At 67.1% G+C, this 11369-nt stretch carries 11 protein-coding genes and 1 pseudogene; 4 read left to right on the forward strand and 8 right to left on the reverse strand.

The features are described from left to right. The 6 genes from ACZYZ9_RS15640 to ctaD form a co-directional block, all read right to left on the reverse strand. Positions 1-951 (reverse strand): respiratory chain complex I subunit 1 family protein, encoded by a 951-nt coding sequence (locus ACZYZ9_RS15640; protein ID WP_463827194.1) that lies wholly within the window; start codon positions 949-951, stop codon positions 1-3. A 14-nt stretch (positions 952-965) separates the two neighbouring features. Then, positions 966-2906: a proton-conducting transporter transmembrane domain-containing protein gene (locus ACZYZ9_RS15645; RefSeq protein ID WP_463827149.1), complete on the reverse strand. Its 1941-nt coding sequence runs from the start codon at positions 2904-2906 to the stop codon at positions 966-968. Continuing rightward, positions 2903-3382, reverse strand: a complete 480-nt coding sequence (locus tag ACZYZ9_RS15650) for an NADH-quinone oxidoreductase subunit B family protein (protein WP_463827150.1) — start codon at positions 3380-3382, stop codon at positions 2903-2905. Before ACZYZ9_RS15650 ends, ACZYZ9_RS15645 begins: the two co-directional genes overlap by 4 nt. Next, positions 3379-3702, reverse strand: coding sequence for an ArsR/SmtB family transcription factor (locus ACZYZ9_RS15655; RefSeq protein ID WP_463827151.1), 324 nt, complete (start codon positions 3700-3702; stop codon positions 3379-3381). The genes ACZYZ9_RS15650 and ACZYZ9_RS15655 overlap by 4 nt, the downstream gene beginning before the upstream one ends. 94 nt (positions 3703-3796) lie before the next feature. Next, positions 3797-5032 carry a phosphoserine phosphatase SerB gene (gene serB, locus ACZYZ9_RS15660; protein WP_463827152.1) on the reverse strand — a complete coding sequence of 412 codons (1236 nt, stop codon included), beginning with the start codon at positions 5030-5032 and terminating at the stop codon, positions 3797-3799. A gap of 15 nt (positions 5033-5047) precedes the next feature. After that, a complete protein-coding gene (gene ctaD / locus ACZYZ9_RS15665; protein WP_463827153.1) occupies positions 5048-6808 on the reverse strand; it encodes an aa3-type cytochrome oxidase subunit I in 1761 nt (586 codons plus the stop codon). 197 nt (positions 6809-7005) lie between these two features. On the opposite strand from ctaD, the gene ACZYZ9_RS15670 reads away from it, so the two are divergent. Then, positions 7006-8100, forward strand: a complete 1095-nt coding sequence (locus ACZYZ9_RS15670) for an iron-siderophore ABC transporter substrate-binding protein (RefSeq protein WP_463827154.1) — start codon at positions 7006-7008, stop codon at positions 8098-8100. 175 nt (positions 8101-8275) lie between these two features. Beyond that, a complete protein-coding gene (locus tag ACZYZ9_RS15675) occupies positions 8276-9316 on the forward strand; it encodes an NAD(P)-dependent alcohol dehydrogenase (RefSeq protein ID WP_463827155.1) in 1041 nt (346 codons plus the stop codon). On the opposite strand, the gene ACZYZ9_RS15680 is transcribed toward ACZYZ9_RS15675, so the two are convergent. Then, on the reverse strand, positions 9305-9697 hold the full coding sequence (locus tag ACZYZ9_RS15680) for a DUF3349 domain-containing protein (RefSeq protein ID WP_463827195.1): 393 nt from the start codon (positions 9695-9697) through the stop codon (positions 9305-9307). The two genes, ACZYZ9_RS15675 and ACZYZ9_RS15680, sit on opposite strands and share 12 nt — an antisense overlap. A gap of 152 nt (positions 9698-9849) precedes the next feature. Between ACZYZ9_RS15680 and ACZYZ9_RS15685 the strand changes: the two genes are divergently transcribed. Beyond that, a complete protein-coding gene (locus ACZYZ9_RS15685; RefSeq protein WP_463827156.1) occupies positions 9850-10077 on the forward strand; it encodes a hypothetical protein in 228 nt (75 codons plus the stop codon). Between the two features lie 28 nt (positions 10078-10105). After that, on the forward strand, positions 10106-10867 hold the full coding sequence (locus ACZYZ9_RS15690; RefSeq protein ID WP_463827157.1) for a DUF1684 domain-containing protein: 762 nt from the start codon (positions 10106-10108) through the stop codon (positions 10865-10867). Between the two features lie 6 nt (positions 10868-10873). On the opposite strand, the pseudogene ACZYZ9_RS15695 reads toward ACZYZ9_RS15690, so the two are convergent. Next, positions 10874-10966, reverse strand: a pseudogene (locus ACZYZ9_RS15695) (hypothetical protein); the annotation flags it as partial. Positions 10967-11369: the final 403 nt, after the last annotated feature.

Genomic DNA, 11369 nt, shown 5'->3' on the forward strand with positions numbered 1-11369 from the left:
TCACCCCTGCGCCGCAAAGAAATTCGCCGAACAGACGGCCAACAGCGCCAACAGGAAGGAACCGGCCAGAAATTCAGGAACCCGGAACAGTCGCAGCTTTGCGATGAACACCTCCGCGCCGGCCAGCACCACCGCGGCGACGGCGACCTTCACGCTGATCGCCACGATGCCGATCCCGACTCCGAGCAGCGTCGGGTCTTCTCCGGCGATCCCCCACGGGATGAACAGATTCGCCAGCAGCGCTAGCAGCACGGTGAGCCGCATGCCGCCGGCCCACTCCACGAGAGCGAGCCTGGGCCCGGCGTATTCGAGCACCATAGCCTCGTGCACCATGGTGAGCTCCAGGTGGGTGGCCGGATTATCCACGGGCAGGCGTCCGGTCTCGGCGATGACGACGATCACCAGCGCGACGAACGCCAGGACGCCCGTCAACGACACCACCGTCCCGGGATTGCCCAGGGTGAAGCCGACGATCGCACCCAGATTGGCTGTATGAGCGGGGACGGATAACGCGAAAATGGCCAACAGGATCGTCGGCTCCACCAGCGCCGCGATAGTGAGCTCGCGGCTGGCGCCCATCCCACCGAAGGCGGTGCCGGTGTCGATTCCGGCCAGCGCCAGGGCGACGGTGCCCAGGAACAGCAACCCGACGACCGCGAACAGATCGGCGGCCGGGTCCAGCGGCGAACCCATCGCCACCAGCGGAACGATCGCAGCGATCAGCACGGTGGTGGCCGCCAACACCACTGGCGCGCAGGCGAAGACCCAGGTAGTGCCCTCGGGCGTGATCTGCTGTTTGCGCAACAGCTTGCGCAGGTCGCGCCAGGGCTGCAGAACGCCTGCGCCGCAACGACCTTCCGATCGCGCCCGGACCTGGCGCATCAATCCGAGCACCAGCGGCGCTCCGGCCAGCACGGCACCGATCTGTGCTGCACCGGCCGCCACGGACAGCGCGGTCACGGCGGTCAACGCGCCACCACCAGGATGACCAGCACGCCCAACGCGCCGTAGCCCAGGTAGCGGTGGACACTGCCGTTGTGGGCGCGCCGCACCGCCTCGGCGCACGCCGTGACGGCGGCCAACACCGGCGCGTACAGCCGGTCCTCGATGGCGTCGGAGATTCTGGCGCGGTAGGCGATGCGTTCGACGTGATAGCGGGTCTCTTCCAGGTGGGTCACTTCGATGCCCGTGTCGGGCCGCAGCACATCCTCGAAGACCCGCTGCAGGGGTTGGGCGAAAGCTGTTGCGGTGTATTGCATCCGGGGGCTCAACTGATCGGATCCGCAGGCCCACAACGGTGACTGCCGGGACTCGGGGCGGTGCCGCGATCCCCAGCGGGCCAGGCCCAGCACGATCAGTACCGCCGCGGCCAACGCGGCGGCGAGCAGGGTGGGCGCGATCGAACTGCCGAAGCCGGGCAGTCGCAGCACCACGCCCAGGCCGGTGAGGTCGGCGCGCCGGAAGGACGGGATGGTGTCCAGCACCGACTGCAGAGTGCCGGTGAGTATGAACGGCACGACGGCGACGGCGACACAACCGATCGCTGCGACGGCCATGCCGGCCAGCAAGCTGACTGGCGACTCGCATGCCTGCTCGGCGCCCGCCGACCGCGCCCTCGCCAGGAAGCCGGTGCCGAACGCCTTCACCATCGCGGCCACCCCCAGGCCGGCGGTCAGCGCAACCACGCCGATGCCGAGCGGTGTCACCAGGCCCAGGAAGGTGTGTTCGGGACGGGCGTGGATCAGCGATTGCACCAGCAGCCACTCGCTGGCGAATCCCGCACCCAGCGGCAGACCGGACGCGCCCAGCGCAGCCAGTGCGAAAAGCATTGTGGTGTAGGGCATCTTGCGGGCCAGGCCACCCAGTCGGTCCAGATCGCGCTGACCGGTCGCCACCAGGACCGACCCGGCGGCCATGAACCCGAGGCTCTTGAACGCGGCGTGCGCCACCAGGTGCAGCAACGCTGCCGTCATCGCGACAACGGCGGCAGCAGCTGCCCCGGACGCCGACAACAAGGTGGCCGCGCCCAATGCCAACACCACCAGACCCATGTTCTCGATCGTCGAATATCCAAGTAGGCGTTTGAGATCGGCGGCCACCGATGCCTGCAGCACCCCGTACAGCGCGGAGACGGCACCGACGGCGAGCAGCGTCGCACCCCACCACCGCGGCCCAGGACCAAGTAGCTGCACGTCGATCCGGATGATCCCGTAGATACCGAGGTTGACCATGGCGGCGCTCATCAATGCCGACACCGGACTCGGCGCCTCCGGGTGCGCGCGGGGCAACCAGGCATGCACCGGCAGCAGGCCGGCCTTGGAACCGAAACCCGCCAGCGTCAACAGAAACACCGCAGTTCGTGCCGCATCCGGCACCCCGGACATGTCGGCGAACCGCTCCGTACCGGCTGCCGCGCCCAACACCATCAGTCCGAGCAGCACCGCGGCGAAACCGAGTTGTGTCAGCACCACGTAATACACTGCGGCGGAGCGGACTTCGGCGCGCTGGTGATCGGTGGCGAGCAGGATCAGCGACGTGAGTGCCATCAGCTCCCAGGTCAGCAAGAAGGTGCTCACCGATCCCGCGGCAGGCACCAGCAGCATCGTCGCGACGAACAGCGGCAGCGTCACCTGTGCGACGCGACCGAGCCGCTCACGTCGCAGGTATCCGATGCTGTAGATGCCGACGCCGACAGCGACCGCGCCCGTCAGGGCCATGAAGTAGCCGCCCAACCGGCCGACGTCGAACTCCACGCCGCACAGCGGCAGCAGCCAGGGCACGCGCACCCGGGTCTGCCCGCCGGACAGCGCGGCCAGCCCCAGCACCACCCCGGTGGCACCGATTCCAGCCGTCGCCACACCACTGAGGGCCGCACCCGTCCCCGAGTGGGACAACGGTCGCGTCACCGCCCCGTCACCGACCGCAGGGCCGCGACCACCTGGTCCGGCGAAGGTGGGCAGCCGGGGATTTCGACGTCGACCGCGACCACCTCACCGACCGCACCGATCACCCCGTAGGCGTCGGCGAACACCCCCCGGTTGATGGCACAGTCGCCGCAGGCGATCACCACCCGCGGTTGCGGCGTGGCTGCCAAGGTATTGCGCAGCGGCTGGACCATGTTGCGCGTCACCACTCCGGTGACCAGCAGCGCGTCGGCGTGCCGCGGCGACGCCACCAACCGGGCGCCGAATCGCTCGGCGTCGTAGACCGGTCCGAACGCCCCGGCGATCTCCACCTCGCAGCCGTTGCAGGAACCGGCGTCGACGTGCCGGATCTGCAACGATCCAGCCACTCCGGCGGGTGGCGCCGCCGGTGTATCCGGCCGGGGGCCGGCGCATTCGGCGACCCGGCCCAGCCGAAATATCCTGCCCAGCCAGCTCATTCGCGCAAGTCCTCGAGCATGGCGACCTGGCCGCTGAGCAGCCCGGTCAGCACCCGTCTCGCGACGGCCATCAGCTCGGCGATCAGCGGCGAGGTGATCGAGTAGGTCACGCTGTTGCCCTCTTTGGCAGCGGTGACGACGCCCGCGCGGCGCAACACGGCAAGTTGCTGGGACAGGTTGGAGGCTTCCAGGCCGACCTCGGACAGCAGCTCGGCCACGGTGTGGTCGCGCTCGGAGAGCAGCTCCAGGATCCGGACCCGGGCGGGGTGACCCAGCGTCTTGAAGAACTCTGCCTTCAGCGTGTACAACGGCTGCGACACCAGACCTCGCTCGGAGTTTAACGATTTAACAATTGAAGAATTTATCATCCGTTAAGCAGGCCGGCACCCCGGGCGGGTATGACTCCGCACACACCTAGTCGGCGGGAATCTCCACGCGACGCAGCACGCCGTCGACGGCGTCGGCCGCTTCGATCTCCCCGCGGGTGACACCCAGCAGAAACAGCACGGTGTCCAGATAGGGATGGCTCAACGACGCGTCGGCGACTTCGCGGAGCGCCGGCTTGGCGTTGAACGCGATCCCCATTCCCGCCGCCGCCAACATGTCGATGTCGTTCGCGCCGTCGCCCACGGCGACGGTCTGCTCCATCGGCACGCCGTATTGCTGGGCGAATTCACGCAGTGCTTCGGCTTTGCCCGGCCGGTCCACGATCGTCCCCACCACTCGGCCGGTGAGCCTGCCGTCGACGATCTCCAGCTCGTTGGCTGCGACGTAGTCCAGTTTCAGTTCGGCGGCCAGCGGTTCGATGATGCGCCGGAAGCCACCCGAGACCACACCGCAGCGAAAACCCAGCCGCTGCAACGTGCGGATGGTCGTGCGTGCACCGGGCATCAGCTCCAACTGGCCGGCGACTTCCTCGATCACCGAGGCCGGCAGGCCCGCCAGGGTGGCTACCCGCTGCTCCAACGACTCGGCGAAGTCCAGTTCGCCGCGCATCGCCGCCTCGGTGATCGCCGCGACCTTGCCCAGCGCACCCGCTCGGGCCGCCAGCATCTCGATCACCTCGCCCTGGACCAGGGTGGAGTCGACGTCGAAGACGATGAGCCGCTTGGTGCGCCACGCCAGGCCGTAGTCCTCCACGGCCACGTCCACCCGCTCGTCGGCAGCCACCTCGGTCAGGGCCGTCTGCAGCGGGGCGAAGGCGCCGGGCGGCACCGATACCCGCAATTCCAGGCCGGTCACCGGATAGTCGGAGACGCCCCGAATGAAGTCGATGTTGACGCCCAGGGTGGCCGCCTCCCGGGCCACCGCACCGAAAGCTCCGGCGGTGATGGGGCGGCCCAGCACGAAAATGGTGTGGGTGGAGGGTTTGCTGATGATCGGTACGTCGTTGCTGCGTTCGACCGTGACGTCCAGTCCGACCCCGTGGATGGCGGCCTCGACGTCCTCGCGCAGTGCGGCGCCGTCGGCGACATCCTGCGCGCACGAGACCAGCACACCCAGCGTCAGCCGCCGCCGGATCACCACCTGTTCGACGTTGAGCAGTTCGACGCCGTGCTTGGACAGCACCTCGAAAAGTGCGGACGTCACACCGGGCTGGTCGACGCCCGTGACGGTGATCAGCACCGACACCTTGGGTGTGGAGATCACCCGGGACTGCCGCCGTTACTGCTCAGGGGTCGCACGGTCCGGTTCAGTCCGCGGACCGAATCCCTTGGGCGACTCACCGGCAGTCGCGTGGCGCCCGATGTGGGCCTCCTTGCGCATCCGCTCCACCATGTGTGGGTAGTGCAACTCGAACGCCGGACGCTCCGAACGGATGCGGGGCAGTTCGGTGAAGTTGTGCCGCGGCGGTGGGCAACTTGTCGCCCACTCCAGCGAGTTGCCGTAGCCCCACGGATCGTCGACGGTGACCACCTCGCCGTAACGCCAGCTCTTGAAGACGTTCCAGACGAACGGGAACATCGACGCCCCGAGGATGAATGCCCCGATGGTCGAGACGACGTTGTACGGCTGGAACCCGTCCGTGGCCAGGTAGTCGGCGTAGCGACGCGGCATGCCCATGTCGCCGACCCAGTGCTGTACCAGGAACGTGGTGTGGAAGCCGATGAACGTCAGCCAGAAGTGCACCTTGCCCAGCCGCTCGTCCAGCAGCCGCCCAGTCATCTTCGGGAACCAGAAGTAGATGCCCGCGTAGGTGGCGAACACGATGGTGCCGAACAGCACGTAGTGGAAGTGGGCGACGACGAAGTAGCTGTCGGTCACGTGGAAGTCCAGCGGCGGGCTGGCCAGCAGTACCCCGCTGAGCCCGCCCAGCAGGAACGTCACCATGAAGCCGACCGAGAACAGCATCGGCGTCTCGAAGGTCAACTGACCCTTCCACATCGTGCCGATCCAGTTGAAGAACTTGATCCCGGTGGGGACGGCGATCAGGAACGTCATGAAGGAGAAGAACGGCAGCAGCACCGCGCCGGTGGCGAACATGTGGTGCGCCCATACCGCAACCGACAGCGCTGCGATGGACAGGGTCGCGTAGACCAGCGTGGTGTAACCGAAGATCGGCTTGCGGGAGAACACCGGGAAGACTTCGGACACGATGCCGAAGAACGGCAGCGCGATGATGTACACCTCGGGGTGGCCGAAGAACCAGAACAGGTGCTGCCACAACAGCACGCCGCCGTTGGCCGGGTCGTAGATGTGGGCACCGAGGTGCCGGTCGGCGGCCAAGCCGAACAACGCGGCGGTCAGCAGCGGGAAGGCGATCAGCACCAGGATCGACGTAACCAGGATGTTCCACGTGAAGATCGGCATCCGGAACATCGTCATACCCGGTGCGCGCATGCAGACCACGGTGGTGATCATGTTGACCGCGCCGAGGATGGTGCCCAGACCGGCGACGGCCAGGCCCATGATCCACAGGTCGCCGCCCACGCCGGGCGAGTGGATCGCGTCGGTCAGCGGGGTGTAGGCGGTCCAGCCGAAGTCGGCGGCGCCGCCGGGAGTGATGAAGCCCGCCGTCGCGATCAGCGCGCCGAACAGGAACAACCAGAACGAGAAGGCGTTCAGCCGGGGGAACGCCACGTCGGGGGCACCGATCTGCAGCGGCAGCACCAGGTTGGCGAAGCCGAACACGATCGGGGTGGCATAGAACAGCAGCATGATCGTGCCGTGCATGGTGAACAGCTGGTTGAACTGCTCATTCGACAGGAACTGCAGGCCCGGCGCGGCCAACTCCGTGCGCATCAGCAGCGCCAGCAGCCCGCCGATCAGGAAGAACGCGAAGCACGTGACGCAGTACATGATGCCGATCAGCTTGTGATCGGTGGTGGTGATCAATTTGTAGACGAGGTTCCCCTTGGGACCCATCCGGGCCGGGTAGGGACGGACGGCCTCGAGTTCTGCCCGCGGGGGCGCTTCGGCTGTCAACAGCTCCTCCAAACATCCATCCGGACAGGGGCCCACAATCCGTACCGGGCCGCGATCCCCGGTACTTACGTGAATCTTAGCCCGCGATCAGGTTGGCGGAAGGTCTGGTCCTACAAACTGTCGTAATTGGTTCGCCGGCGCTCGGTCCACTACCCGGCTCGGCTGCTCTGAGCAGGCCGGATGTTAACGTCGAACATATGCAACCCGGCGGCTCGCGACCCTGCCTGGCCGTCGTGATCCTGGCCGCTGTCGTGCTGACCTGCGGCGGCTGCGGCGCTGATGATCCCTCTGCCGCGACCTCGCGATCCCTGGTCAACCCCACCACCCAGATCGCCGGCGCCGGTGTGCTGGGCAACGACCGCAAGCCCGACGAGTCGTGCGCGCGGGACGCGGCCGCACCCGATCCCGGACCCCCGATCCGCGCGGCGCGCAACGCCGCGGGCAGCACCCCGGATGAGGCCAAGGTGCCGGCGGACCCGCAGCGCATCGTGGTGCTCTCCGGTGATCAGCTCGACGCGTTGTGCGCGCTGGGCCTGCAATCACGGGTGGTCGGCGCCGCGTTGCCCGACGGGGTTCCGAACCAACCCGCCTACCTGGGCAAAGTGCTGCACGACGTGCCGGGGGTCGGACCCCGCAGTGCGCCCGACTTGAAGGCGATCGCCGCAGCGCACCCGGACCTGATCCTGGGCTCCGTCGCGCTGACGCCGGCGTTGTATCCGCAGTTGGCGGCGATCGCCCCGACGGTGTTCACCGGCGCACCCGGGGCGGCCTGGCTGGACAACCTGCGCGGGGTCGGCGCCGCGACTGCCCGCAGCGGCGCGGTGAACGCCTTGGTCGACGGCTTCACCCAGCGCGCCACCGACGTCGGCGTCAAGCACGACTCGGCCCACTATCAGGTGTCGGTGGTCCAACTGACCGCCACTACGCTGCGGGTCTACGGCGCCAGCAACTTCCCGGCCAGCGTGCTCGCCGCGGTCAAGGTGGACCGGCCCGGACCGCAGCGATTCACCGACAAGCCCTACCTGGAGTTCGGCGCCACCGACGCCGACCTGGCCAAAGATCCGGACCTGTCGGCCGCCGACGGTGACATCATCTATGTGTCGTTCGCGTCGCAGGAGGCCACCGACCGCGCCGCCAGCGTGCTGGACAGCGGTCCGTGGCGCAAGCTGGGCGCCAACCGCGACAACCGGGTCTTCGTCGTCAACGACGAGGTCTGGCAGACGGGCCAGGGCCTGATCGCCGCTCGGGGAATCGTGAGTGATCTGCGCTGGGTCAACGCCCCGATCAACTAATCGTCTCTGCGTTGACGCTGCGCCCACGGCGCAGAAATGCGGCGAAGCGTGTGACCTCACCGCAGAGCCAATGCGGGCCGATCGCGGTCTTCGCCCACCCAGCCCAGTTGGCCAAAAACCCTTACCTTAGCTAAGCTTTTCGGGAGAGACTCAGATCTGAAGAGGGATACCGCACATGAGCACTGTTTCCGCCTACGCCGCCACGTCGGCCACAGAACCACTGACCAAGACCACCATCGAACGCCGTGACCCGGGCCCGCATGACGTCGCGATCGACATCAAGTTCGCCGGCATCTGCCACTCCGACATCCACACCGTCAAGGCCGAATGGGGCGAACCCAACTACCCGGTGGTTCCTGGACACGAGATCGCCGGCGTGGTGACCGCCGTCGGCGACGAGGTGACCAAGCACAAGGTGGGCGACCATGTCGGCGTCGGCTGCATGGTCAACTCCTGCGGGCAGTGCAGCAGCTGTCAGGCCGGGCTCGAGCAGTACTGCAAGAAGGGCGCGACCTTCACCTACAACTCCATCGACAAGGACGGCACACCCACGCAGGGCGGTTACAGCCAGGCGGTGGTGGTCGACGAGAACTTCGTGGTCCGCATTCCCGACTCGCTCCCCCTGGACGCCGCGGCGCCGCTGTTGTGCGCGGGTGTCACGTTGTTCTCGCCGCTGCGGCACTGGAAGGCCGGCAAGGACACGCGTCTTGCCATCATCGGCCTGGGCGGCCTGGGCCACATGGGCGTCAAGCTGGGTGCGGCGATGGGCGCCGAGGTGACCGTGCTGTCGCAGTCACTGAAGAAGATGGAAGACGGATTGCGGCTGGGTGCGAGCAACTACCACGCCACCTCCGATCCGGCGACCTTCAAGAAGTTGCGCAGCAGCTTCGACCTGATCCTGAACACTGTCTCGGCGAACCTCAACCTGGGCCAGTACCTGAACCTGCTCGACGTGGACGGCACCATGGTGGAACTCGGCATCCCCGAGCACCCCATGGAGGTGCCGGCGTTCGGGCTGGCGTTGGCGCGGCGCAGCCTGTCCGGGTCCAACATCGGCGGTATCGCCGAGACCCAGGAGATGCTCGATTTCTGCGCCGAACACAACGTCACGCCCGAAATCGAGGTCATCGCACCGGATTACGTCAACGAAGCCTACGAGCGGGTGCTGGCCAGCGACGTACGCTACCGCTTCGTGATCGACATCTCACGCATGTGAGGCGGCCGCCTCGGCGGCTTCCCCGTATTCGTCACTGGCGTCGACCTCGCTGACGTCGACGCCGGCCAGCGGCCAACCGGCCGCAGCCAACCGGGCGGCCACTCGGGCGATGTTCTCAGGGCCGGCGTCGCGGTGGGTGGTCTCGGTGATGGATTCGGCGATCTCGGTGCGGTCGATCACGCCGTCGGCCAGGTACGGCGATCCGTCTGCGGTGATGTGGGCAACCACCTCGTTGAGTTGCTCCTCGGTCAGCGGGGTGCTGCGCAGCAGCGCGAACAGCGCGACGCGATCCGTCGCGGGAACCCCTTCGGGATAGCTGAGCTGCAACCACCGCAGCACAGCATTGAGGAAGCTGACCGGAGAGAACGTGGGTTTCGCCAGATTGTTCACGCCCACAGTCTCATGACGGCCCGCCGCCGGCGCCACCGGCGAGAGCACGCCCCGGCGACATTTCACGCGGCGTTCACGACCTGCACACCTGCGTTTCGCAGTCGCGGGCGCCCAGGAGTGCGGGCCGGAGCAAGATAGCGGACGTGAGTTGGACACGACGCGAAGGAAGGGCGCCGGCCGGCGCATCGCTGGCCGGTGAAGCGCTGCACGCGGCACTGGAAGACGCTGTGCGCGCACAGCATCCCCAGCTGACCGACGTCCGGTTGGAGCGAGCAACCGCGGCCGACGAGGATCCCACCTCGGGCAGCCGGTGGTACGTGGTCACCTACCTGGCCGACGACGGCCTGGGCAGCAGCACCCGCGGGGAATGAACCGGGCAGACACCGGGTTCGAGGAAATATGACGGCGACACCTAACACCGAGACCTTCGCGGCGGCCTGGCAGCGCTGGCACGACGAGCGGGAACGCTACTTCGCCGACCCGTTGGGCTGGGTGAGCCTCACCGGGTTGTATTGGCTCACCGGGGAATTCCAGGATGTCGCGGATCTCCCGGGTCGCTGGCAGGCCGACGCGGACGCGGTGTACGTGCAGGGCATCGACGGCGCCGATCGGCTCGAGCCTGTCGAGGGCGCACCGGGATTGCTCGTCGACGCCGGGGATCGGCGCATCGAAGTCATTCGCCGGACCGGTTCGGCCGCGTTGCGGGTGCACGACCCGAAGTCGCCGCACCTGCAGGCCTACACCGGCATCCCCACCTATGCGCCGGACGAAAGATGGTCAGTGTCAGGCACATTCACCCGGTACGAGCAACCTCGCACCGTGACGACCGGCGCCGTCGTCGAAGGACTCGAACACCGTCTCAATGCGGTGGGCGTCATCGACTTCGAACTCGGCGGCGTCGCTCAGCAACTCGTCGCGTTCGGCGCGGCCTCAGGAGCGCTGCAGGTGCTGTTCACCGATGCCACCAGCGGCGTGACCACATACCCGGGCGCCCGGTCGCTGTCGATCGCCGAACCGGCACCCGACGGCAAGGTGACACTCGACTTCAACCGGGCGGCGAACCTGCCCTGCTCCTTCACCGACTATGCGACGTGCCCGGTGGCACCGCCGCAGAACAGGCTCTCGGTGGCAGTCGAGGCGGGCGAGCAGAACCCGCGCTGAGCTACCTCAGAAGTCCCAGTCCTCGTCCTCGGTGACCACGGCCTTGCCGATCACGTAGCTCGACCCCGAGCCGGAGAAGAAGTGGTGGTTCTCGTCAGACACCTGGCCAGAGCGGCGCAACGGACTCTCACCTGCAAAAATACCCACCTCCTGACACCTGCCGATACCTGTAACTATCGGCAAAGTGTGGGCAAAATGTGGGCACGGATCGTCGGCCAGGAAGATCCACTCCGTCTTCCATGGGACAGTCACCGGATCCGAAGCTCAGTAAATATTTCCCTGGATACAGCAGACTCCAAAGCTACGGTTCTGAGACGAGATTTCCGTCTTGGCCAGATCCGGTCGAGGGGCGTTGGACGACTCTCGGGGTTGCCGAGCTGAGTGATCAGTAGGTGTGCGCCCGTTTGCCTGGCGCACCTGACGCAGGTCAAGTCCACGGACGTGGTGTACGACGTCGTTGTGTGATTCTTCGATGTGATGGTTCAGGCGGTCAGTGCCGCGG

The sequence above is a fragment of the Mycobacterium sp. IDUB_28 genome, from assembly GCF_055419285.1.